The sequence below is a fragment of the Actinoallomurus sp. NBC_01490 genome (genome assembly GCF_036227085.1).
Classification (GTDB): domain Bacteria; phylum Actinomycetota; class Actinomycetes; order Streptosporangiales; family Streptosporangiaceae; genus Actinoallomurus; species Actinoallomurus oryzae.
This window is the reverse complement of record NZ_CP109433.1, coordinates 4,652,685-4,675,024: the sequence shown is the minus strand read 5'-3', so window position 1 is coordinate 4,675,024 and position 22,340 is coordinate 4,652,685. Positions and strand designations below refer to the sequence as shown.

Here is a 22,340-nt window from a genome sequence, read left to right as displayed (position 1 = left end):
GCCGCCCGGTCGTCGCACAGTGGTGAGTCTCACCAGTGAACAGCGAGACCGGGCGGCCGGAGTGCTGCTCGGCGCGGCCTGCGGCGACGCGCTCGGCGTGCCGTACGAGTTCGCCGCCCGCCTGTCCCCCACGGCCGTCCCCGAGATGATCGGCGGCGGGCTCGGCCCGTACGAGCCGGGCGAGTACAGCGACGACACCCAGATGCAGGTGTGCGTCGCCGAGGTCGCCGCCCGCGGGCGCGGCCTGCGGTCGGACCTCGCACTGGACGGTGTCGCCGTGCGGTTCCTGCGGTGGTACCGCGAGGGCGCCAGCGACATCGGCGCCCAGACCCGCACGGTGCTCGCGTCCGTCGACCGGACCGGCGGGATGTCGGCGGAGATGCGCCGCGCCGCCGAGGACCTGCACGCCCGTACGGGCCGCAGCGCGGGCAACGGATCGCTGATGCGCACCGCCGTCGTCGCGCTGCCGTACCTGGAGGACTCCGTCGCCATGATGGAGGCGGCCCGGCTGGTCAGCGGCCTGACCCACACCGACGACCTGGCCGGCGACGCGTGCGTGCTGTGGTGCTCGGGCGTACGCCGCGCGGTGCTGGAGGGCACCTACGACGGCGTACGCGAGGGGCTGGCGTACCTGCCGCCGTCACGGCGCGGCCGGTGGGCCTCCTGGCTGGACGAGGCCGAGGCCGCGCCACCGCACCGGTTCAGCCCGAACGGCTTCGTCGTGCCGGCGCTGCAGGCGGCCTGGTCGGCGGTGACGCACACGGCGTCGCTGCCGGACGGTCTGTTCGCCGCGGTACGCGCCGGCGACGACACCGACACGGTCGCCGCGATCGCGGGCGCGCTCCTGGGCGCACGCCACGGCGCCTCGGCCGTACCCGAGGAGTGGCGGGCGAAGGTGCACGGCTGGCCGGACCTGACCGCCGGGGACCTCACCGCCCTCGCCCTCCGCGCCGCCGAGTCCGCGTAGCTCGTTCGTGCGGACCGCCGGGCCTTCGAGATGATGGGCGGGACGCGAGGATCGGGGGCGAGGCCGGGTGGGTGAGCCGTTGCGGGCGGAGGTGGCGTCGCTGCGGGCCACACGGTGGTTCGCCGACACACCGGTGCCGACGCGCGAGATCGTACGAGCGCTGGAGGCGGCGCGCTGGACCGGGTCGGCGCGCAACCGCCAGCCCTGGAGATTCGTCGTCGTCCGGGACGGCGCCCTGCGGGAGAGGCTGAGCCTGCTGGGCGGCTACGCGGCGCACCTGGCCACGGCCCCGGTGGCCGTGCTGCTCGCGGTGGACCACGCGACCGGGGGCGAGGACGCGGAGTTCGACGCGGGCCGGGCCGCCCAGAGCCTCATGCTCGCCGCGCACGGCCTCGGCCTGGGAAGCTGCCCGGTCTCGTTCTTTCCCGCGTCCAACGCCGAGCGGGCCGGACGGCTGGCCGGCGTCGAGGCCCCGTGGAAGGTGCGGACGGCCATCGCGCTCGGCTACCCCGCACGCGCGCCCCGCGGCAGATCCGCGATCCCCTCGGGACGCCTGCCGCTGGACCGGCTGGTCCGCTGGATCGACTCCTGATGTGACGGGAGGTCTTATGCGTTGCCGGGCGGGAGGTCTCCTCGTTCGCCCTCCGCGGTGAGGAGACGGGTCAGGTAGTCGAGGTCCTGCCGGAGCAGGGCGACGGCGCCGAGTGGAGTGGGCGTGTCCGGGGTGCGCCCGGCCTCTCGAGCCACCATCGCCACCGCGTTCTCCGCGATCTGTTCGGCCACCGGTTCGGCGGGGTGCGCCGGAGACGGATGGAACCACCATGCCACCCAGTTGCACATTCCGATGATCGACAGGGCTGTGACGCGTGCGTCGACAGGACGGAAACGGCCGGCCGTGATCCCCTCCTCGATGACGCCGGTGATCTCCCGGAGGACCGCCCGACGGCCCTGGAGGTGCTTCTTCGCGATCTCTGGAGGGAGCGCCTGGTCGCTGCGATCGAGCGTACGGAACTGCGCCGGCTGCTCGGCGCGGCGCAGGACCAGGGCGCGGACGAGCATGCGCAGCTTGTCCGTCGAGTCGAGATCGGTGCGTTGCCGGACTTCCCGCAGCGCGTTCGCCGCGCTCTCAGTCGTCGCCTCGACCATCGCCACGAGCAGGTCTTCCTTGCTCTTGACATAGTTGTAGAGGTTGGGACGGCTCAGCCCGACCGCGTCCGCGACATCCTGCAGGGTGGTCCCGTCGTAGCCGCGTTCAGCGAAGATGCGCATGGCCTGGTCGACGATCTCGCTCATGAGAAGCTTGCGTCGGGGCGCAGCGCCGCGACGGGAGTCCGGGCGGCCACCGGACCGTCCCTGCGCCTTGGAGTCCTCCGCAGCCACCACCCACTCCTCGGCTTCGGCTTCAGCCTGGCGCGACGGTCGTCATGTGCGCCGTTCCTGCCCGGTCAGCCGGTCATCATAGCCACCGGCGGCGGTCGCCCGCGCCGCGCACTCCCACGCGAAGGCCAGCTGCCGCAGGTGGAGGGCTCGGGAGAGTCGATGGTGGTCGAGGTTGTGACCGGCGCCCGCCTGAAGACCGGCTTCCACCCACGGGGCGGAGCTGAAGTACCCGGCGAACGTCGCCACGCGACCCGCGTCGACGACCCACAGGCCGTCGTATTCGGCGAGCGTGTACTGGACGGGGACGACGACCTCTGAGGCGAGCTCTGCCACGTTCTCCGGCCAGTCCCCGACGATTTCGAGCATCTCCTCAAGAGGCATGGGCTCCACCGAGGCCTTCGCCGCCTCCACGGCCTCGACGTCGACGGTTCCCGCCGGGCCGTACAGCAGGGCGCGTCGCCGCTCGGGCGGGAGTTCCACCGGCCCGTCCGCGGGGATGGCGCGCCAGGCGCTGACGATGTCCTCGGGAGACCGATCGCCCACACCGTGTAGTGAGACGCCCAGCAGCGGCCAGCGTGGCCGACGTGCGGCAATATGCACCGATATGGCGGAGCCGATGGAGTGGGAGAGCAGGACCACTCCCGGACGCCCCTCGCCATGGTCGGCCCATAGCGCACCGATCGCGGCGTCCAGGACCTCGGCGCTGTCGCCGAAGGTCGTCCTACCGCGGGGAAGCGGGTCGCTCCCGCCATAGCCGGGACGGTCGAGCGCGAACACGGGAAACCCTGTCGCCTCGCCGAGGTCGAGCAGGGAGTGACCGGGCACGTCGAAGTACCCCGAGCCGTACCCCCCGCCATGAAGGGCCACGATCAGCGGAGCCCCTGCGGCGCCGCCGGCCGCGGCGAGTCCGGCGATCTTTCGGCCTTCGACGGAGAGATCGATCCACGTCGCGGTCATTTGGTGCCGTCCCTTCACAGTCGCCAGAACGTGTCCTGTCACCCGAGCGGCGAGGCGGTCATCGCGCGCCTCGCGTCGCCCGGATCCGGTCACACCGCCTATCGATACTAACGCGTCAGAATATTGACGGTCGCGACAGAATCGCTCTACGCTCGGCGTCACCGAGTTGGTCGCGAGAGGAGTACGCAGATGCCATCACCGGAGCATGACCCGCTTGCGCACACCGTGCGGGGCGTCGATCACGCGGCGTTTCCCACCTTCGATCCGCGGGCCACCATCACCTTCTACCGGGACATCCTCGGCCTCCCGGTCGTCCACGCGACATGCGCGCTCGGGTGGGGGCCCGGCGACCACCCGGACTTCATCCACTTCTTCTTCGACATCGGCAGCGGCGACCGGCTGGCGTTCTTCTACTACTTCGGAGTCGAGCCCTATCGGGACACCGCGATCCCCGACCTGCTCCGCCGTGCCCGGCACCTCGCGATCCACGTCGACACCGAGGAGGATCTGCTGGAATACCGGCGCCGGCTGGACGCGAGCGACTGGCCGTGCGAGTCGCAGGTGCGGCACGAAACGGTCGAGTCGATCTACGTCACCGACCCCAACGGGTACCTGATCGAGATCACCCGTCCGCTGCGGGCGATCACCATCGAGGACGACATCGACGCCAACCTGAGCGTCGACGCGCTCATGGACGTGACGGCGGAGCCCGATCCCTCCCTGGAGAAGTTCTTCGCGCGGAAGGCGAAGCTGATCTCGGAGCGCTATGCGGGCGAGCCGGACTTGGTGACGTTCGCATGACCACGCTGTTCGTCCTCGACGTCGACGACTTCCGCCCGCTGGCCGAAGTCGCCGGCAAGGATCCCGGCGTGACCGTCCGGCGGCGCGGCCCCTACCTCGAGGTCGCCACGCCCGGTTCGATCCACATCGAGCGCAACGCCACGGGTTGCCGCAACGCCGTCTGGTACAGCGCGGTCGCCGCGGTCAGGGACGGCCGGGTGAGCCGCTGGGACAAGTCGGAACTGGTGGTCCAGCCCACAGGAGCTGAGGGATGAGCCCGCTGGCGGTGGACCGGCTCGGCGCGGGCCGGGACGTCCCGAGGGCGGAGACGCCGCCCGGCGTCACGGTGAGCACGCACCAGCTCACCACCTTCGACGGCGCCAAGATCGAGGGAGTGCTGTACTCCCTCGACGGCGCGGCGACGGCGGTCACCGTCATGCACCCGCGCCAGTCGGTGACGCACCACCCGATGATCCCGCTGCTCCTGCGAAGCGGCGTCTCGGTCTGGACCCAGGGCTCCCGGTCGCCCAACAACGACCTCGCCCTGGTCCACGAGCAGGCGTTGCTGGACGCGGCGGCGGGCCATGTGTTCCTCCGGGAAACCGGGTTCGGCACCGTGCTGACCTTCGGCCACTCCGGCGGCGGAACGCTGTCGGCCTTCTACATCGAGCAGGCGTCCCTGGAGCCGGGGCTGCGGCTGGATGTGACACCGGCCGGCCGGCCGATCACGCTGGCGGGCGCGCAGATGCCCGTTCCGGACGGCGCGATCTTTCTGGCGCCACACCCGGGTCAGGGACAGGTGCTGCTGCACTGCATCGACCCGTCCGTCGTGGACGAGTCGGACCCCATGTCGGTGGATCCCGCGCTGGACATGTACTCGCCGAGAAACGGATTCGCCGAGCCGCCGGAGCCGAGCCGCTACAGCGCCGACTTCCTCCGCGCGTACCGTACGGCCCAAAGAAATCGGATCGCCCGGATCGACGCCCGCGCCGTCGAGCTCGCCGCCGAGACCTCGAAGGCCCGGGCCCGGTTCTCCCGCACCGGCGACCCGGCCGACCGGCGGACCGGCCTCGTCCCGAGAGTCATCACCACCTACCGCACCGACGCCGACCCCTGTTACGTGGACCTGTCGATCGATCCGAACGACCGGCCCTACGGCTCGTTGTTCGGCCGCCGCCCGGATCTGACCAACTACGGCCTGGTGGGTTTCGGCCGGCTGACCACTCCCGACGCGTGGTTGTCGACCTGGTCGGCGAACCACACCAACGCGGATTTCGTGCGGTGCGCGGCCGGAGTGCGGCTGCCAACGCTCTACCTGGAGTTCAGCGGCGACCAGGCCGCGCTCCCCACCGCCGGCGCCCGGATGTTCGAGGCGCTGGCCGGTGAAGACAAGATCCGCCATGTCGTCCGGGGCCAGCACTTCGGCCAGCCCATCGTGGAGGGCGAGCCCACCGGATACGCCGCCGCCGCCGTCCACATCGACCGCTGGCTGAACGGCCGGTTCGCCACGGCATCGCCAAGGAGGACAAGGTGACGGAAGCGCGCTCCATCGGAGTCGTCTACGACAGTGGCTACGGCCATACCGCCGCGCAGGCCAGAGCGGTCGGGGAAGGCGCCGCCTCGGTCCCGGACATCGACGTCGCGCTGTACTTCGCCGAAGAGGTCGCCACCGACCCCCATCGGCTCGACCACTGCGATGCGCTGATCTTCGGCACCCCGACCTACATGGGCAGTGGTTCGGCGGTGTTCAAGTCGTTCATGGAGGCCAGCGCGAAGATCTGGCTGGCCCAGGAGTGGAAGGGCAAGCTCGCCGCGGGGTTCACCAACTCCAGCGGTCACTCCGGGGACAAGCTCAGCACCCTCACCCAGCTCTGGCTCTTCGCCATGCAGCACGGGATGGTCTGGGTCGGTCTCGGCCTGCTGGACGGCAACGGACGCAGCACGGGGTCCGACTCCGAACTGAACCGGCTCGGCGCCTACGCAGGGGCCATGGCGCAGTCGAACTCGGACCAGGGTCTGGAAGGCATGCAGGACAGCGACCTGCGAACGGCATCGGCACTGGGCGAGCGCGTCGCGCACCACGTCGTGTCGTGGCGGGGAGGTGGACGGTGACATCCGGAAAGCCCATGAGGATTCTGGTGGTCGGCGCCGGACCTGCGGGACTCTTCTTCTCGATCATCGCCAAACGAGCGATCCCCACGGCCACGATCCACGTCAGGGAGCGGAACCCGCACGGCGTGACGTACGGCTGGGGCGTGGCGTTCAGCGAGAGCGCGGCCGACGCGCTCCGGCCCGCCGCACCGGATGTGATCGACGCACTCACGACCGAGACCCGCCACGATCGGATGGTCCTCAGCCTGGATGGCGTCGGCGTGCCGGTCAAGGTCGGCCGGAGCCACCTCAACGCCCGCTGGTCGCTCCTGGCCATACTGGAGAAGTTCGCCCTCGATGCCGGGGTGAGCATCGAGCATGACTGCGACGCCGCGGTGACCGAAGGCGACATGGCGGCCTGGGATCTCGTGATCGGCGCCGACGGCGTCAACAGCCGGACCCGCGAGCGCTTCGCCGAGCACTTCCTGCCGAGCGTCGAACTCGGCACCAACTGGCTGGCCTGGTACGGCACTCCGAAGCCCTACCCGCCGTCGATCATCCTCCAGAACAGCGAGTACGGAATCCTCATGGTCCATGCCTCTCGGTTCTCGGCCGAGATGAGCAACTTCACCGTCGAGGTCGGCCAGGAGACGTTCGACCGGCTCGGATTCGCCGGCATGACCGAGGACGAGTCGCGCGAGTTGTGCGAACGGCTCTTCGCCGACTCGCTGGACGGCGCGCCGCTGCGCAGTGACCACTCGCCGTGGTTCCAGACCAAGTTCATCAGCTGCGCGCGATGGACCCACCGCAACCTCGTGCTGATCGGGGACGCCCTGCACACCGTCCACCCGTCGATCGGGTCCGGCACCCGGTTCGCGATGCGTGACGCCGTCTACCTGACGCAGGCGCTGGACGGAGCGGCGTGGGACGTCGAGGTCGGGCTCCGGGAGTTCGAGCGGGTGCGCAAGCCCGTCGCCGACGCCTTCCAGACCGCCGCGAAGCGCAGCATCGCCTGGTATGAGGGGCTCCCGTCCCGCACCATCACCCATCCGACGAAGTTCGCGCTCGAGTACCTGATGCGCACGGGACGCGTCTCCTACCGGGACTTCCGGCGGGAGAACCGCGAGGTCGTCCTCGGCTACGAGCGCGACCTGTGCTGACCACGCCCGGCACCGCAGAGGAGAAAGACGCGATGACGCTCGCACCCGACGCCTCCGGCAAGCTCGTCCTCTACCCGGCCGAGGATGAGACCCGCTACGTCCGCGAAGGACTGTGGGAGTCGCCCACCATCGCCGAGCACCTGCACATCACGGCACAGGAGCACGGCGACCGGGATGCCCTGATCTGCGGTGATGTCCGGCTGACCTTCGCGGAGCTGGACCGCATCTCCGACCGGCGCGCCGCGGGCCTTCATCGGCTTGGCCTGGAGCCCGGCGGTGCGGTTCTGCTGCAGGTGCACAACACCGCCAACACCGTGATCGCCTGGTACGCGCTGCTCAAGGCGGGTCTCGTGCCCGTGTGCACGCTGCCGTTGCACCGCGGGCACGAAATCGGGGAGATCGCGCGCCAGACCCGCCCGGTCGCGCACCTCGTCGCCGCCCGCGACCCTCGCTTCGACCTCGTCGGATTCGCCTTCGAACAGGCCGAGGCGGCCGGTGTGGAGCGCACGGTCCTGGTCTCCGACGGCCCGGCCGACGACCCCCGAGCCGTTGAGCTGGACGGACTCGGCGAGGACCTCGACGACGCCGAGGCCCGCGGGATCGTCGAGGCCATCCAGGCCGGACTCGGCATGCAGTCGCTCGCGGTGTTCCAGCTCTCCGGCGGCACCACCGGTGTCCCCAAGGTCATTCCCTGTCTGCAGGCCCCCTACTGGCACTACGGTGCGAGCCTCGCCCGCGCGATGGGATGGGGGCCCGGGGACCGCGTCGCGTTCATGATGCCGATCGTGCACAACGCGGGCATCATCATCGGTCTGCAGGGTCCGCACAGCGTGGGGGCGACCCTCGTGCTCGGAGTGCCCGACGCGTCAGCCGCACTCGACCTCGTCGTCCGGAACGAGGCGACGGATGTCCTGCTCGGTCCATTCGCCTTCGAACTGGCCCTGGACCCGCGTCTGGCCGATGCCACCGCGCTGCGGCGGGTGCTGTTCAGCGGCAAGAAGGTGCCCAGCCGGTACATGGCGGTGCTGGACGCGCGCGGGATCTGGGGCGGGCAGATCTTCGGGATGAGCGAGGGGCTGTGCCTCACCACCCCGCTCGACTTCCCGCTCGACGCCCGTACGGCGAGCGTCGGGATACCGATCTCTCCCGCGGACGAAGTCCGGCTGTACGAGCCTGGGACCGACAAGGAGGTGGCGCCCGGCGAGGTGGGCGAGTTCTGCGCCCGAGGCCCTTACACCCTGCACGGCTACTGGGACGCGGCCGAGCACAACCGGCAAGCCTTCACCGCGGACGGCTTCTACCGCAGCGGTGACCTCATGGCGGAGCAAACGATCGCCGGCGTCCGCTGCTACACCGTCGAGGGCCGCATCAAAAACATGATCAGCCGCGGTGGCGAGAAGATCAACACCGAGGAGGTCGAGCTCCTCCTGGGCTCCCACGACGCGATCGCCGAGGCCGCCCTGGTGGCGATGCCCGACGCCCGGCTGGGCGAACGGGCCTGCGCCTTCGTCGTGACCCGGGACGGATCGGCGATCGATCTCACCGAGGTCCGCGCCCACTTCGACCGCCTCCAGGTCGCGAAGTACAAGTGGCCGGAGCGGCTGGTCGTGCTCCCGGAGATGCCGCGGGTCAGCCAGGTCGGAAAGATCGACCGCCGCCGTCTACGGAAGATCGCCGAGACACTCGGGGCCGAGCCGAGATAGCACCCACCGGGCGCAGCGGCCGAATGCCCGGCCGGCGACGCTGACGCCCGCCGCCGATCACCCCGTACGCCTCGCACACGACGGACCGGCCCGCGCGCAGCGGGCAGACCGTCGAGCCGACACACCACACTCGCCGCGTCAGTGCAGAGGAAGGAGCCGTCATGACAACAGATCCCGCCTTCGATCACCTCGACGGAACCCTGCCCGCCAATGAAGTCCATCGTGCCCGCACCGAGATGCGGGAAGCATGCCCGGTCGTGCACAGCGACCGGCATGGCGGATTCGACTACCTGACCCGCTACGACAACGTCCGCACGGCGCTGACGGACACCGGGTCGTTCTCCTCGGCCGATGGTGTGCACATCCCGTCCAGTGGGCTGCTGCCGCCGATCCCCGCTCTGGAATTCGACGAACCCGAACACTCCGAGTGGCGCAGAGTCCTGAACGGCCCGCTGACCCCGCGCGCCGTACGAGCGTTCGAACCGGTCATCACCGAGGTCGTCGACCTTCTGATCGACGACTTCGCGACCGCCGGCAAGGCCGACCTGGTGGACCGCCTCACCGAGCCACTACCCGCGATCGTCATCGGGCGAATGATCGGCCTCGACCAGGCCGAGGCGGTGCGCGCCCGCGGCGTCGCGGCGGCGCTGTTCGCCGCCACGGGTTCGGAGGAGCTCCCGGCGCGGTTCGCGGAGTTCTCCGACCACACCCAGCGCTGGTTGGCCGACCGCCGTGAGAATCCCCGCGACGACATGCTCACCGAGCTGGCGAGCGGCGTCGTCGACGGCAAGGAGATCGACGAAGCGGGCGCCACCGGGCTCCTGCTCGCCTACATCGTCGGTGGCCACCACTCGACGGGCTCGGCCCTCGGTGGTCTCATCCGGCACGTGCTGACCGTGCCCGGCCTGCGAGACGACCTCATCGCCGACCGGCGCGGGCTGCCACGGGTGATCGAGGAGAGCCTGCGGCTGACCACACCACTGCAGCTGTTCGCACGCACGCTCCGGTGCCCGGTCCAGGTCGACGGCCACGAACTCTCCGAGGGCGGCCGGGTCCTCCTCGACCTCGCGGCCGCCAACCGGGATCCGCGGGAATTCACCGACCCGGAGGAGTTCGATCCACGCCGGACCCGGAACCGACACGTCAGCTTCGGAGCCGGACCCCACGTCTGCCAAGGTCAGCACCTCGCCCGAGCCGAACTCCGGATCACCCTCACGCGCCTTCTCGACCGGTTGCCCGACCTGCGCCTCGACGGGGAGCCGGTCGAGAGCGGACTGGTCGGCGGATCTTTGATGACCCACTTCGCGCTGCCTGTGGCCTTCACCCCGGAGAACGCCGCATGAACGGTCCCCGCGAGCTCCGGCTCACCGTCGGCAGGCGAACGACCGTCGCGCTCGGTGTGGTGGAGTTCGAGCTGCGCCCGGTCGACGGCGGCGAACTGCCGTCCTGGTGTCCGGGTGCTCACATCGACGTCGTGACCGAAACCGGGATCGTCCGCCAGTACTCGCTGTGCGGTGACCCTGGCGATCGCACCGGCTACCGGATCGCCGTTCTGCGACAGGCCGACGGCCGGGGCGGATCGGCATGGCTGCACGATCGGCTCCACGAGGGCGACCGGATCCTCGTCAGCGGCCCGCGCAACCACTTCCCGCTGGAAACGGGCCCCGGCTACGTGTTCCTGGCGGGCGGGATCGGGATCACTCCACTGCTGGCCATGGTTCGCCGGGTGGCCGCGGACGGCGCGGACTGGACGCTGCACTACGGCGGCCGAACTCGAGCGTCCATGGCCTACGTCGACGACCTCCAGGCCATCGACGCGAGCCGAGTGCGCCTGTTCCCCTTCGACGAGTGCGGCCTGATCGATCTCGACTCCGCGCTCGGCGATGTGGACCGGGAGGCGTACGTCTACTGTTGCGGTCCCGAACCGCTGATCGACGCGGTCGAGGCGGTGTGCGCACGTCGCGGCATGCGACCGCGAACGGAACGTTTCTCGCCGAGGGACATCGATTCCTCGTTCACGGATTCCCCGTTCACGGTGCGAATCGCCTCGACCGGCGCCGATCTGACGGTGCCCGCGGACCGTTCCATCGTCGACGTGCTGATCGAGGCGGGCGTCGACGTCCTCACCTCGTGCGAGGAGGGCACCTGCGGCACCTGCGAGACGGGCGTCCTCGACGGCCGCCCGGACCACCGTGACTCTGTGCTGACCGAGGAGGAGCAGGCCGCGGGGGACCGGATCCTGCCCTGCGTCTCACGGTCCCACACACCTCAGCTCGTACTCGATCTCTGACCCCGCTCGCCCGCGTCTACCCGGGTTGATGACTGGCTCCGGGACGCTCCAGGTCACCGAAGAGCCGAACGTCGCCGGCAATCCGACGCTGGACGGGTACTACCCGAACGTCCGGGACGCCCTCGTCGAAGGGGTGCTCGCCGCCGACGACGAGGCCCGGCGGCAGGGCTTCGACCACCTCCGGATCGGGTTCAACACGACCCCGGGCTGGCCCACCTTCGGCGACCGAACACCCGAACGGCAGGCGGAGGTCCTGGAGACGACCGTCACGGCGATCGCCGGTTGCCGGAGCGAGCTCGCCATCGGCGCCTACACGCACTTCGCCCTGCGCGACGCCGACAGCGATGCCCCCGGCCTGTTCCACCACTTCGGCCTGCTGACCGACGACTACCGGCCGAAGCCTGCCTTCACGACGTACCAGGCGCTCATCGAACGGTTCGGCCGGTAAGCCGGGGCCGGCGCCGGCGCCCGATCCGGACCGGCCGGATCAGGTGGCGTCCGGCGTACGGCGCAGGTCGGCACCGCAGAGGGCGCAGACGTAGTCGTGCTCCTTGACCAGGTTGCGCTCGCCGCACCGCGGGCAGTGGCGGAAGACGACCGGGCCGGTGAAGCGGCCGGGGTGCGGCAGGCCCGCCGCGTCGAGGGCGGCGCCGACGGCGGGCCAGGAGGCCGGGTCGGGGCAGTAGCCGGTCGAGTGGTTGCTGACCTCGCTCACGGTCCAGCGGTCCCCGTCACGGGAGAAGGCCATCTCTCCGGCGCTCAGCACGGGCGCCCCACCGGCACAGGCGACGTGCTCGCTCCGCCGCGGCGCGAGGCGCAGCGTCCCGTCCAGGTCGATGACGAAGGTGAAGGGCTCGGCGCGCTCGTCCGCGTCGCGTGAGGCCAGCCAGGCGGCCAGGTCGCCCACCGACCCGACCCGGCGCCCGGCGCCGCCGGGCGGTGCCGCGGCGAGCAGGTCGGCGGGGCCGACATAGGAGTACCGGCGCACCGGCCGATCGTATCCACCCGCACATTCCACGGCGATCGTCCCGATGGGCCCGCACGGTGAGCCGCGAGCAGAGGAAGGATGACGTAGGCGGCCGGACCGCCACCGCACGGCGTCCGTGTGCGGGGGCGGCCCGGCCGGTCAGGGTGGGCCCGGTTCGGGGCCGGTCAGGTCGCGGCGTTGTGCGCGGACAGGATCGGTTCGAGGTTCGTCGCGTGCGACAGGCCCGGGTAGGTGTCCTCGGGGCCGCCGTTCTTGTTGTCGCGGTAGCTGTAGACGACGTCCGCGCCGGCGCCCGGCAGGACCCTGTCCCACTCCGCGAGGAGGTTCTGGAGCTGCGTCGCGCTCGGGATCTTCCAGCCGTCGCCGCCGAAGACCTGGTAGACGGGGGCGAGCTCACTCTCGGCGTAGTACTGCTTGGCCGTGGCCGCGGCGTCGTCGACCTGGCTCATGTCGCAGGTCGTCGAGCCGTCCTTGTTACAGGGGTACGGGTCGAGGCCGAACAGGTCCACATGGGTGATCGACTTGGCCACGGCGGCATAGTCGTGGCTGTACTCGTCCACGAGATACGCCTTCTGCGAGGTCTTTCGCGGAATGATGTTTCCGCTGGCGTCCAGGCAGTTTCCGGCGTTGTCCACCTTCGGATGCTGCTTAGCGCTGTCCCAGAAGGAGTTGCGCCAGCCGGAGCAGTGAATGTAGTCGGCGCGGTCACGCAGCTTCGACGCGATATTCGTACAGCCGTGAGTGTCGGGTTCGTCGAAGATGAAGTAGCCGAACACCTTGGAGCTGTTGCGGTTGCTGTCGACAAGAGCACGGAAGTCCGCCCAGGACATGATGCCGTCGCTGTCGCAGATCGCGCCGCCGGTCCATTCCATTCCCTGCATTCCGGCCGGCAGGTCGGCGGACTCACCGGGACCGACGTCGAGCACGGTGTAGCCGAGCGACTGCAGGTGGGCGGCGTCGTCCACGGTGGTGTTCTGGATGAAGTGGGGGCGGTGCGTGACGGCGGCCGTCGCGGCGGCGTGAGAGGCGGCGCCGTGTGCCGAGGCGACCCCCGGGACGACGGCGACGGCGGCCACGGCGGCGGTCAGCGCGCCGAGCACGATACCGAGGCGGCCCGCGGCCGTGCCCCTGGCCCGTCTGGTACGGAAGACCCTCACAAGCACTCCTAGTGGCTTCGGGGGTTGATAAAGACGGTTCATCAACTCGGGATTTTCGCGGCCATCCCGGACGGCGTGAATTTCCCCGCTATCCGAGAGAACACACTGCTTATCGCCGAATCGGCGTCACCATATAGCAGCACTCGACATGGCAGCAAGATTGTAGTTTCTACCGAAATACCGAGGGTCGGATGATGCTGACACACCGTGATCTTGCTCATTATGAAACAAATTCGCGTCGGCCGCTGAGCTGGGTCTTGTTGTACGCGGAAAGTAGAACGGCCTTCGGTTAAGCGCGGTCGAGACACCGAGAAGCGACCCGCGATCGGGTGAATGCCGGAGCACTTTGGTGATTCGCACAATGGACGGGCCGATTGCCGGGCGCACGCGTCCGGCCGGCCCGGTCAGTCCTCCGCCGTGCGGCCGCCGGCCCAGGGGCGGACCTGCCGACCCTGCTGGTGGGAGTCGTCGTGGCGATGGGCGATGCGCACGGCGTACTCACGCGGCGACACTCCCAGCTGCCAGGAACAGACCGAACAGCTCAGGTGGTCGTGGGTGGTCCGCTCGTCGTGCTCCACCTCGACGACGCCAATCCGCAGGTTCTCCACGGCCCGAAACCGTACACGGAGCGTAGCCGCATACTCCACCTTGGTGACCGCCGTGTCGTCTACGGGATGCGTTCGCGGTCGCGCTCGGCGGCCAGGCGCAGGGTCTCCGTGGACAGCGGCGCGAGCAGCAGGGCCGCGACCAGGTCGATCAGGTGGCCGGTGAACAGCCGGTCGTCGGCGTGCGGCCCCGACTGGGCGCGGCGAGCCAGCTCGATCATCGTGAAGCGCACCGCGACGAACCGCCGGTGCAGGCGGGTGGCGTCCTCCTCCAGGAGCGGAGCGGTCAGGGCACGCCAGCGGTAGGTGCTGTCGGCCGGGTCGCTGACGGTCGCGCGGCCGATCAGCGGCTCGGGACGGTTCACCAGCTCACCGAGGATCCGCAGGTACGCACGGCCGCTGGGGTAGGCGAGCTTGGCCGCGAGCGGGCGGACCAGCGCGGCGGACAGCGCGCGGACGTCGTCGCGTTCGCCGGCCTCGTACGCGTCCAGCAGGGCGTGGCGGGCCGACTCGACCTCGGCGCGGTGCCGTTCGAGCACGGCGCGCAGCAGGCCGTGCCGGTCGCCGAAGTGGTACTGCAGGGCGGTGACGTTGCGCGCGCCCGAGGCACGCACGATCTCTCGCAGGGATACGCCGTAGACGCCCTCGGTGGCGAAGAGCCGCTCAGCCGTCTCGATAAGGCGCTCCCGCGTCTCACGTCCGGCGGTGCCCATGGGTGAATTGAACCATATTGACCTTTAATGCAGGTGAATCATAGGCTCATGCATGCGGAGGTTCTCCCTGGATGCAGCCTGATGACATCGACCCGTCGCTGGTCGACTTCGGCGTTCTGGCGCGCTGGATGGACGCCGAGGGCCTGCCCGGTGGGCCGTTCGAGCGGGTCGAACGACTCGGCGGCGGCACGCAGAACGTCCTGGTCCGGTTCTGCCGCGGCGACCGCGCGTACGTCCTCCGCCGCCCGCCCGTCCACCCGCGGCCCCGCAGCAACGACGCGCTGCGCCGCGAGGCACGCGTGCTGTCCGCCCTCGACGGCACGGGCGTGCGCGCGCCGCGCCTGATCGCCGCCTGCACGGACGAGACGGTCATGAACGGCGTGGTCTTCTACCTCATGGAGTCGGTGCGCGGCTTCAACCCCACGACGGCGCTCCCCCCGCGGTACGCGGACGACCCCGCCGTACGCCACCGCATGGGCCTGGACGCCGCCGCCGCGCTCGCCGAACTGGGCGCGGTCGACCACGTCGCCGCCGGCCTGGGCGACATGGGCCGTCCGGAGGGATTCCTCGAACGCCAGGTCGGCCGGTGGCTCTCGGAGCTGGAGTCCTACAACGCGCTCGACGGGTACCCCGGCGCGGACATCCCCGGGCTGACCGAGGTCGCGGCCTGGCTGGAGGCGCACCGGCCGCACGAGTGGCGGCCCGGCATCATGCACGGCGACTACCATCTCGCCAACCTCCTCTACGACGCCGACGCCCCGCGGGTGGCGGCGATCGTCGACTGGGAGATGTGCACGATCGGCGATCCGCTGCTCGACCTGGGCTGGCTGATCGCGACCTGGCCCGTCGGGGAGGCGGCGCCGCTGGCCGGCGCCATCGGCACGGCGGGCGGACTGCCCACGACCGGCGAGCTGGTCGAGGTCTACGCCGCCCGTACGGACCGCGACCTGTCCGCGCTCACCTGGTACGCCGTGCTCGCCTGCTTCAAGCTCGGCATCGTGCTGGAGGGCACGCACGCCCGCGCGTTCGCCGGTCAGGCGCCTGAGGACGTCGGGGACCTGCTGCACGCGACCACGCTCGGGCTGTTCGCCCGCGCCCGCACCTTCATGGAGACCTGATGTGGGACTTTTCCACCGAGCCTGATTTCCAGGCGAAGCTCGACTGGATGGACGCGTTCATCCGCGACGAGATCGAGCCGCTCGACCTGGTCTACGGCGGCAAGGCGTACGAACCGCTCGGCGACGAGCTGCGCGGCATCGTCGAACCGCTCAAGGCGCGGGTGCGCGAGCAGGGGCTGTGGGCCTGCCACCTCGGCCCCGAGCTGGGCGGGCAGGGGTACGGGCAGCTCAAGCTCGCGCTGATGAACGAGCTCATCGGCCGCTCGCCGTGGGCGTCGGTCATCTTCGGCTGCCAGGCGCCGGACACCGGCAACGCCGAGATCATCGCGATGTACGGCACCGAGGAGCAGAAGGCCCGCTACCTCAAGCCGTTGCTGGACGGCGAGTGCTTCTCCGGCTTCTCGATGACCGAACCGCACGCCGGCTCGGACCCGCGCCTGTTCCGTACGCGGGCGGTCCGCGACGGCGACGGCTGGGTGATCAGCGGGGAGAAGTACTTCACCTCCAACGCGGCCAACGCGGCGTTCCTCATCGTGATGGCGGTGACCGACCCGGACGCGCACCCGTACCAGCGGATGTCGATGTTCCTGGTGCCGACGGACACTCCGGGTGTGGAGATCCTGCGCAACGTCTCCACGATGGGTCATCGCGGCGACGGCGGCCACGCGCACATCCGCTACAACGACGCCGCGGTCGGACCGGACGCGCTGCTCGGCGAGGTCGGCGGGGCGTTCGCCATCTCGCAGGCGCGGCTCGGCGGCGGGCGGATCCACCACGCGATGCGCACCGTCGCGGCGGTCAAGAAGGCCTTCGACATGATGTGCGAACGCGCCCTGTCGCGCGAGACCCACGACGGCAACCTCGCCGGCAAGCAGCTCGTCCAGGCGGCGATCGCCGACTCCTACCTGCAGATCCAGCAGTTCCGGCTGCTGATCCTGCACACGGCCTGGCTGATCGACCGTTCCTCCACCAAGGAGGCCCGTACCCAGATCGCCGCCTGCAAGGTGGCGGCGGCGCGCGTCTTCCACGACGTGGTCTACCGGGCGATGCACATCCACGGCGCGCTCGGGGTGTCCAGCGACACTCCGCTGGCGCGGCTCTGGCAGGCCGCGCCGCTCATGGGGATCATGGACGGCCCGACCGAGGTCCACCAGGCCTCGATCGCCCGCCGCGTGCTGCGCGAGTACGAGCCCTCTCCCGGGCCCTGGCCCACCGAGTACCTGCCGGACAAGATCGCCGCCGCCCGCGAGAAGTACGGAGTCCGATGATGCTGAGTGTGGAAGAGGCCCGCGCGATGGTCACCGCGCCGGGGCAGCTGTTCGAGATGGACGAGGTCGAGATCCGCGGCGTGCGCACGCGCGTGTGGAAGAACGCACTGCCGTCGCTGCGCTCGCTCCTGGAGGTCACGCGGCTGCACGGCGACGCGACGTTTCTCGTGTACGAGGACGACCGGCTGACGTTCGAGGAGCACTTCCTGCGCGCGGCGACCTTCGCCCGGCGGCTCACCGAGCGGTACGGCGTGGGCAAGGGCGACCGGGTCGCGATCGCGATGCGCAACTTCCCCGAGTGGTCGGTCGCCTTCTTCGGCGCCGCCGCGGCAGGCGCCGTCGTCGTACCGCTGAACGCCTGGTGGACCGCGCCGGAGCTGGAGTACGGCCTGCGCGACAGCGGTGCGAAGGTCCTCGTCGCCGACCAGGAACGCGCCGAGCGCCTCACGGGCGTGCTGCCGGACCTCGGCATTCCGACGATCGTCGCTCGTGTCGAGGGGGAGCCTCCGGCGGGCGCGGAGGAGTTCGACGCGGTGCTCGGCGAGCTCGGCGACACGCTGCCGGACGTGACGATCGACCCCGACGACGACGCCACGATCTTCTACACCTCTGGCACGACCGGCCGCTCGAAGGGCGCGCTCGGCACCCAGCGCAACATCACCACGAACCCGATCAGCCTGGCGTACGCGATGGCCGCCGCCGGGCTGCGCGCCGGGCACGCGCTGGAGGAGGTGGTCGGGGCGCCGCGCCGGGTGTCGCTGCTCAGCGTGCCGTTCTTCCACGCGACCGGCTGCCACTCCGTGCTCGTCGCCAGCGCGCTCGCCGGCAGCACGATCGTGCTGATGCACAAGTGGAACCCCGAGCGCGCCCTGGAGCTGATCGAACGCGAGCGCGCCACGATGTTCGGCGGCGTACCGACGATGGCGTGGCAGGTGCTGACGTCGCCGCACTTCGACAAGTACGACACCTCCAGCCTGACGTCGGTCTCGTACGGCGGCGCACCCGCCCCGCCGAAGCTGGTGGAGAAGATCAAGGAGCTGCTGCCCGATCGGGTCCCGGGCAACGGGTACGGGCTGACCGAGACGTCCTCGGTGACGACGTACAACTCCGGCGTCAACTATCTGGCACACCCCGACAGCGTCGGCCTGCCGGTCGCGGTGTGCGACGTGAAGGTGGTCGGCCCGTCGGGCGACGAGCTGCCCACGGGCGAGGTGGGCGAGCTGCTGATCAAGGGTCCGAACGTCATCAAGGGCTACTGGAACCGCCCCGACGCGACCGCCCAGGCGATCGTCGGCGGCTGGTTCCACAGCGGCGACCTGGCGCGCATGGACGAGGACGGCTTCGTCTACATCGTGGACCGGGCGAAGGACATGCTCATCCGCGGCGGTGAGAACGTCTACTGCGCCGAGGTCGAGGCGGCCCTTTACGAACATCCGGCCGTCGCGGACGCGGCCGTCATCGGCGTCCCCCACGACGAGCTCGGCGAGGAGGTCGGCGCGGTCGTCTGCCTGCGACCGGGCACGGCCCTGACCGCGGAGGAGCTCCAGGCGTTCCTGCGCGAGAGGATCGCGGCGTTCAAGGTGCCGTCCCACTTGTGGTTCCGGGAGAACGAACTGCCCCGCAACCCGGGCGGCAAGATCCTCAAAACCCACCTGCGCGCCGAGATCCTCGGCTGAGGGAGAGCCGGGTCGACGCCGTGTTCGGACAGCGTCTTGAGGATGCTCGCCTGCGACCTTGATCGGCGTCGGTGATGGCGAGCGTCACCCGGTGGCCCTCGGCGGACGCCCGGCACTGAACGACCTCGGCGATGGCGGCTCAACACCAGGCCGATGAGGTACGACCGCCGGGAGCGACGTTCCGACGGGTGGTCGGCGGGTGATTGCGCATTCGTGCGCGAAAATGGCCTGTTTCGCCCTTGACTGTGCAATTTGTCGATCTTACGTTCAGTGCGAGCATCTTGCCCCGGAGGTTCGATGGACATCCGCCGCCGGCTCGCGGTCCTCTGCAATGCCGCCTGTCTTGTCGCGTCCCAGGTCGTCGTCACGCCCGTCTTCGCCGCCGCCTCGCCCGATCCCGCCCCGAACGTCACGCCTGCGCTGCGCCAGTGGACCGGCGCGAGCGGCACGTTCCGGCTCGGCCAGGGCGCCCGCATCGTCGTCGCCCCGGCCCAGGCCGCCGACGCGCGTACGTTCCGCGACGATCTGGCCGCCATCACCGGCCAGGCCCTGCCCGTCGTCCCCGGTGACACGACGCACCCCGGCGACCTGCGGCTCGTCGTCGATCCTGCCGCCCCCGCGACGCTCGGCGAGGAGGGGTATCAGCTTCAGATCGCCGACACCCTGACAGTGCGCGGGCGTACACCGGCCGGTGTGGCGCACGGCACGCAAACCGTCGAGCAGTTGTTCACCCTCGCCCCGGACCGCGCCCAGGTGCCGCACGGAACGGCGATGGACTGGCCCGACGTACGGCAGCGCGGGTTCATGCTGGACGCCGGGCGCAAGTACTACCGGCCCGAGTACATCCTCCAGCAGATCCGTACCGCCGCCTGGCTCAAGCTGAACACGGTGCACCTGCACCTGACCGAGCACAACGCGTTCCGCCTGGTCAGCGACCAGTTCCCGGGCCTGGCCGCGGCGGACGCGTACACCAAGGCGGACATCCGCCGGTTCGAGGACGAGGCGCGGAAGTACCACGTGACGCTGCTGCCGGAGATCGACCTGCCCGGCCACTCCAACGCGATCGCGCAGTACCGGCCGGACCTGAAGTTCTCCTGTCCCGCGCTGGCCGACGGCTGGACGCTCGACGTCACCAAGCAGGCCACCCGCGACTTCGTGAAGAAGCTGCTGGATGAGTTCGTGCCGCTCTTCGATGGGCCCGAGTTCCACGTCGGCACCGACGAATACCAGACGCAGGCCACCCAGGAGCAGTGCCCCGAACTCGTCGACTACGCCAGGGAGCATGGGTACGCGAGTACCGCGGACGTGTTCGTCGACTTCATCAATTTCATGAACAAGGTGGTCCGCTCGCACGACAAGCGGGCCGTCATATGGAACTGGTGGGACTACCAGCAGACCCCGTCCACCGCGCCCGACAAGAACATCAAGGTCGAGGCGTGGGTCGGCGACGGCGTACAGCACTACCTCGACCTCGGATACGACGTGGTGGCCTCGCCCGGCGACCTGCTGTACGTGACGCCCGGCGCCCCGCCTGGCGGGGCGCTGCTGCCGGACGACCGAAGCCTGTACGCCCAATGGACGCCGACACAGAACGACCACCTGACCGGGTACCTGATCTCCCGCTGGTCCGACAGCGCCGAGACGCAGAGCGACGCTTACTTCGACTGGTTCGCCAACCGGCCACAGCAGGTGCTCGCGGACCGCGCCTGGGGCGGACCGCGCCAGGGCACCAGCTTCGACTTCGAGGACCGGATCGACCGCCTCGGACCGCCACCCGGCGTCGCGTACCCGCCGACGGGGACCGTGAAGCTGACCGGCGCCTCCTACGGCGCCGGCCCCGCGTACGGCGGGTCGGACAACACCTACGACAAGGTCTTCGACGGCGATCCCAACACGGCGTACGACTATGAGAAGGCCGACGGCGGGTACGCCGGCATCGACCTGGGCGCGGGGCACACGGCCCGGGTGGCGAAGATCCGGTTCGTGCCGCGGGCCGGCCAGGCGGGCCGCATGGTCGGCGGCCGCTTCCAGGGCTGCACCGACGGGCCGGACAAGGGCTGCGTCGATCTGGCGACCGTGCCGTGGACGCCGATGGCCGACTGGACCCAGTTGACGGTCGAGGACAACGGCCGGTACCGCTGGCTGCGGTACGTGAGCCCGCCCGGCGGCTTCGCGAACATCGCCGAGGCCGAGTTCGACACCGCGCCCGAGACGCCGGGCCGCCTCGACGTGGCCGCGCCCGGCACCCTGCGCGCCCTCGGTCACTCCACGGTGACCACGACGTTCACCAACACCGGCACGAGCGCGCTGAACGACGTGCGCCAGACCCTCACCGCGTACGCCACGAGCAGCGTCGTACCGCTGGCCGCGCGGCCCATCGGCGACCCGGTCGCCAAAGTCGTGGCGCCGGGACACAGCGTGAGCGTGCACTGGCAGGCCGACCTGCCGCTCGACGTCATGCCCGGCACCTACCGGCTCACCGGCGGCGCGACCTGGGCGGGCGGCGGCCGTACGACGGGGGCCGCGGCGGTCAAGGTGCCGGCGCCACTGACCGCGACCGCCGATCCGGGAACGCTGGTCGTCTCGGGCGGCAAGGACGCCACCGCCACGGTACGGCTGACCAGCGCGGCGGACGCACCGCTCACCGCGCGCTGGGCGGTGAACTCGCCGAGCGGCGTCACGGCCCGCCCGGCGAGCGGAACGGTACACGTACCGGCGGGCGGCACGGCCTCGGTGCGCGTCACGGTCACGGCGGGCGACAAGCCCGGCGCGTACGACCTTCCGGTCGCGCTGACGGCGCAGGCGGGCGGCGGGCGCGTCGACGTCACCGCGCCACTGCGAGTCTCGGTCCCGTACCCGGCGCTGTCCGGCGCGTTCGACAACACCGGGGCGACCGACGACGGAACGCCCGCGCCCGATGGCCTGAACGGCGGCATCGACTCCGACGGGTCGAGCTACTCGGCGCAGGCACTGGCCGCCGCGGGAGTCACGCGGGGTGGCACGTTCACCTACGACGGGCAGACCTTCACCTGGCCCGACGCCGCGCCCGGAACCCCGGACAACGTCCTGGCCAACGGGCAGACGATCAAGGTCGGCGAGCAGGGTGGCCGGCTCGGCCTGCTCACCGTCGGCACGTACGGCCCGATCGGCGGCACCGGCCTCGTCACCTACGCCGACGGCAGCACGCAGCCGTTCACCGTCACCGATCCGGACTGGCAGGTACCGTCCCTGCCCGGCGACGCCAAGGCGGCGATCACCATGCCATACCACAACCTCGCCGGCACCGGCCGCGTCAACCGCACCACGTACGTCTTCACCCACGAGGTGGCGCTCGACCCGGCCAAGACCGTCGCCTCGGTGACCCTTCCGACCGTCAGTTCGACGGCCCGCGGCGGCCTCCACGTCTTCGCCCTGACCGTGTCCAGCTCGTGAACTCGGTCTCTGTGCGATGAGCTGAGGTTTCGCTGCCGGATCAACGCCAGGGTCA

Annotated in this window: 21 protein-coding genes; 15 read left to right on the top strand and 6 right to left on the bottom strand. The window is 70.5% G+C overall.

Annotated features, from left to right (window positions below; genetic code table 11):
* Positions 1-22 precede the first annotated feature (22 nt).
* Positions 23-967 carry an ADP-ribosylglycohydrolase family protein gene (locus tag OG417_RS22240; protein ID WP_329259255.1) on the top strand — a complete coding sequence of 315 codons (945 nt, stop codon included), beginning with the start codon at positions 23-25 and terminating at the stop codon, positions 965-967.
* Between the two features lie 67 nt (positions 968-1,034).
* Positions 1,035-1,559 (top strand): nitroreductase family protein, encoded by a 525-nt coding sequence (locus OG417_RS22235; protein ID WP_329259252.1) that lies wholly within the window; start codon positions 1,035-1,037, stop codon positions 1,557-1,559.
* 14 nt (positions 1,560-1,573) lie between these two features.
* On the opposite strand, the gene OG417_RS22230 is transcribed toward OG417_RS22235, so the two are convergent.
* Entirely contained in the window at positions 1,574-2,260 is a 687-nt protein-coding gene (locus tag OG417_RS22230; protein WP_329259250.1) for a TetR/AcrR family transcriptional regulator, read from the bottom strand.
* A gap of 129 nt (positions 2,261-2,389) precedes the next feature.
* Positions 2,390-3,304 (bottom strand): alpha/beta hydrolase, encoded by a 915-nt coding sequence (locus tag OG417_RS22225; protein WP_329259245.1) that lies wholly within the window; start codon positions 3,302-3,304, stop codon positions 2,390-2,392.
* A 189-nt stretch (positions 3,305-3,493) separates the two neighbouring features.
* Here OG417_RS22225 and OG417_RS22220 point away from each other — a divergent pair, with 189 nt between their 5' ends.
* The 9 genes from OG417_RS22220 to OG417_RS22180 all read left to right on the top strand — a co-directional run bounded on the left by OG417_RS22220 (position 3,494) and on the right by OG417_RS22180 (position 11,776).
* A complete protein-coding gene (locus OG417_RS22220) occupies positions 3,494-4,105 on the top strand; it encodes a VOC family protein (RefSeq protein WP_329259243.1) in 612 nt (203 codons plus the stop codon).
* Entirely contained in the window at positions 4,102-4,359 is a 258-nt protein-coding gene (locus OG417_RS22215) for a hypothetical protein (protein WP_329259240.1), read from the top strand. Before OG417_RS22220 ends, OG417_RS22215 begins: the two co-directional genes overlap by 4 nt.
* Complete coding sequence (locus tag OG417_RS22210) at positions 4,356-5,618, top strand: hypothetical protein (protein ID WP_329259237.1); 1,263 nt, start codon at positions 4,356-4,358, stop codon at positions 5,616-5,618. Before OG417_RS22215 ends, OG417_RS22210 begins: the two co-directional genes overlap by 4 nt.
* Positions 5,615-6,196: a flavodoxin family protein gene (locus OG417_RS22205; RefSeq protein ID WP_329259234.1), complete on the top strand. Its 582-nt coding sequence runs from the start codon at positions 5,615-5,617 to the stop codon at positions 6,194-6,196. The genes OG417_RS22210 and OG417_RS22205 overlap by 4 nt, the downstream gene beginning before the upstream one ends.
* Positions 6,197-6,210: 14 nt before the next feature.
* Complete coding sequence (locus OG417_RS22200) at positions 6,211-7,335, top strand: FAD-dependent monooxygenase (protein WP_329259231.1); 1,125 nt, start codon at positions 6,211-6,213, stop codon at positions 7,333-7,335.
* 32 nt (positions 7,336-7,367) lie between these two features.
* Positions 7,368-9,038, top strand: coding sequence for an AMP-binding protein (locus OG417_RS22195; protein ID WP_329259229.1), 1,671 nt, complete (start codon positions 7,368-7,370; stop codon positions 9,036-9,038).
* A gap of 161 nt (positions 9,039-9,199) precedes the next feature.
* Positions 9,200-10,381, top strand: a complete 1,182-nt coding sequence (locus tag OG417_RS22190) for a cytochrome P450 (protein WP_329259226.1) — start codon at positions 9,200-9,202, stop codon at positions 10,379-10,381.
* Positions 10,378-11,328 carry a PDR/VanB family oxidoreductase gene (locus tag OG417_RS22185; protein WP_329259223.1) on the top strand — a complete coding sequence of 317 codons (951 nt, stop codon included), beginning with the start codon at positions 10,378-10,380 and terminating at the stop codon, positions 11,326-11,328. The genes OG417_RS22190 and OG417_RS22185 overlap by 4 nt, the downstream gene beginning before the upstream one ends.
* Positions 11,329-11,356: 28 nt before the next feature.
* The gene (locus OG417_RS22180; RefSeq protein WP_329259219.1) at positions 11,357-11,776 is read left to right on the top strand and encodes a hypothetical protein; all 420 of its coding nucleotides are present in this window, start codon (positions 11,357-11,359) and stop codon (positions 11,774-11,776) included.
* A 39-nt stretch (positions 11,777-11,815) separates the two neighbouring features.
* Here the strand turns inward: OG417_RS22180 and OG417_RS22175 are convergent, their stop codons facing one another.
* The 4 genes from OG417_RS22175 to OG417_RS22160 form a co-directional block, all read right to left on the bottom strand.
* On the bottom strand, positions 11,816-12,316 hold the full coding sequence (locus OG417_RS22175) for a hypothetical protein (protein WP_329259216.1): 501 nt from the start codon (positions 12,314-12,316) through the stop codon (positions 11,816-11,818).
* Positions 12,317-12,480: 164 nt separating this feature from the next.
* The gene (locus OG417_RS22170) at positions 12,481-13,473 is read right to left on the bottom strand and encodes a hypothetical protein (protein WP_329259213.1); all 993 of its coding nucleotides are present in this window, start codon (positions 13,471-13,473) and stop codon (positions 12,481-12,483) included.
* 404 nt (positions 13,474-13,877) lie between these two features.
* The gene (locus OG417_RS22165) at positions 13,878-14,081 is read right to left on the bottom strand and encodes a hypothetical protein (RefSeq protein WP_329259211.1); all 204 of its coding nucleotides are present in this window, start codon (positions 14,079-14,081) and stop codon (positions 13,878-13,880) included.
* 59 nt (positions 14,082-14,140) lie between these two features.
* Positions 14,141-14,791 carry a TetR/AcrR family transcriptional regulator gene (locus tag OG417_RS22160; RefSeq protein WP_329259210.1) on the bottom strand — a complete coding sequence of 217 codons (651 nt, stop codon included), beginning with the start codon at positions 14,789-14,791 and terminating at the stop codon, positions 14,141-14,143.
* 71 nt (positions 14,792-14,862) lie between these two features.
* Between OG417_RS22160 and OG417_RS22155 the strand changes: the two genes are divergently transcribed.
* The 4 genes from OG417_RS22155 (at position 14,863) to OG417_RS22140 (ending at position 22,285) form a co-directional block, all read left to right on the top strand.
* Positions 14,863-15,909 carry a phosphotransferase family protein gene (locus tag OG417_RS22155; RefSeq protein ID WP_329259207.1) on the top strand — a complete coding sequence of 349 codons (1,047 nt, stop codon included), beginning with the start codon at positions 14,863-14,865 and terminating at the stop codon, positions 15,907-15,909.
* On the top strand, positions 15,909-17,177 hold the full coding sequence (locus tag OG417_RS22150; RefSeq protein ID WP_329259204.1) for an acyl-CoA dehydrogenase family protein: 1,269 nt from the start codon (positions 15,909-15,911) through the stop codon (positions 17,175-17,177). Before OG417_RS22155 ends, OG417_RS22150 begins: the two co-directional genes overlap by 1 nt.
* On the top strand, positions 17,177-18,853 hold the full coding sequence (locus OG417_RS22145) for a class I adenylate-forming enzyme family protein (protein ID WP_329259201.1): 1,677 nt from the start codon (positions 17,177-17,179) through the stop codon (positions 18,851-18,853). Before OG417_RS22150 ends, OG417_RS22145 begins: the two co-directional genes overlap by 1 nt.
* A 297-nt stretch (positions 18,854-19,150) precedes the next feature.
* Complete coding sequence (locus OG417_RS22140) at positions 19,151-22,285, top strand: family 20 glycosylhydrolase (protein WP_329259197.1); 3,135 nt, start codon at positions 19,151-19,153, stop codon at positions 22,283-22,285.
* Positions 22,286-22,340: the final 55 nt, after the last annotated feature.

Bases quoted from the DNA above. Each gene is read 5' to 3' on its own strand.
- OG417_RS22230 (WP_329259250.1), bottom strand. From the start codon at position 2,260: ATGAGCGAGATCGTCGACCAGGCCATGCGCATCTTCGCTGAACGCGGC.
- OG417_RS22225 (WP_329259245.1), bottom strand. From the start codon at position 3,304: ATGACCGCGACGTGGATCGATCTCTCCGTCGAAGGCCGAAAGATCGCC.
- OG417_RS22220 (WP_329259243.1), top strand. From the start codon at position 3,494: ATGCCATCACCGGAGCATGACCCGCTTGCGCACACCGTGCGGGGCGTC.
- OG417_RS22215 (WP_329259240.1), top strand. From the start codon at position 4,102: ATGACCACGCTGTTCGTCCTCGACGTCGACGACTTCCGCCCGCTGGCC.
- OG417_RS22210 (WP_329259237.1), top strand. From the start codon at position 4,356: ATGAGCCCGCTGGCGGTGGACCGGCTCGGCGCGGGCCGGGACGTCCCG.
- OG417_RS22200 (WP_329259231.1), top strand. From the start codon at position 6,211: ATGAGGATTCTGGTGGTCGGCGCCGGACCTGCGGGACTCTTCTTCTCG.
- OG417_RS22195 (WP_329259229.1), top strand. From the start codon at position 7,368: ATGACGCTCGCACCCGACGCCTCCGGCAAGCTCGTCCTCTACCCGGCC.
- OG417_RS22190 (WP_329259226.1), top strand. From the start codon at position 9,200: ATGACAACAGATCCCGCCTTCGATCACCTCGACGGAACCCTGCCCGCC.
- OG417_RS22185 (WP_329259223.1), top strand. From the start codon at position 10,378: ATGAACGGTCCCCGCGAGCTCCGGCTCACCGTCGGCAGGCGAACGACC.
- OG417_RS22180 (WP_329259219.1), top strand. From the start codon at position 11,357: ATGACTGGCTCCGGGACGCTCCAGGTCACCGAAGAGCCGAACGTCGCC.
- OG417_RS22160 (WP_329259210.1), bottom strand. From the start codon at position 14,791: ATGGGCACCGCCGGACGTGAGACGCGGGAGCGCCTTATCGAGACGGCT.
- OG417_RS22155 (WP_329259207.1), top strand. From the start codon at position 14,863: ATGCAGCCTGATGACATCGACCCGTCGCTGGTCGACTTCGGCGTTCTG.
- OG417_RS22150 (WP_329259204.1), top strand. From the start codon at position 15,909: ATGTGGGACTTTTCCACCGAGCCTGATTTCCAGGCGAAGCTCGACTGG.
- OG417_RS22145 (WP_329259201.1), top strand. From the start codon at position 17,177: ATGCTGAGTGTGGAAGAGGCCCGCGCGATGGTCACCGCGCCGGGGCAG.
- OG417_RS22140 (WP_329259197.1), top strand. From the start codon at position 19,151: ATGGACATCCGCCGCCGGCTCGCGGTCCTCTGCAATGCCGCCTGTCTT.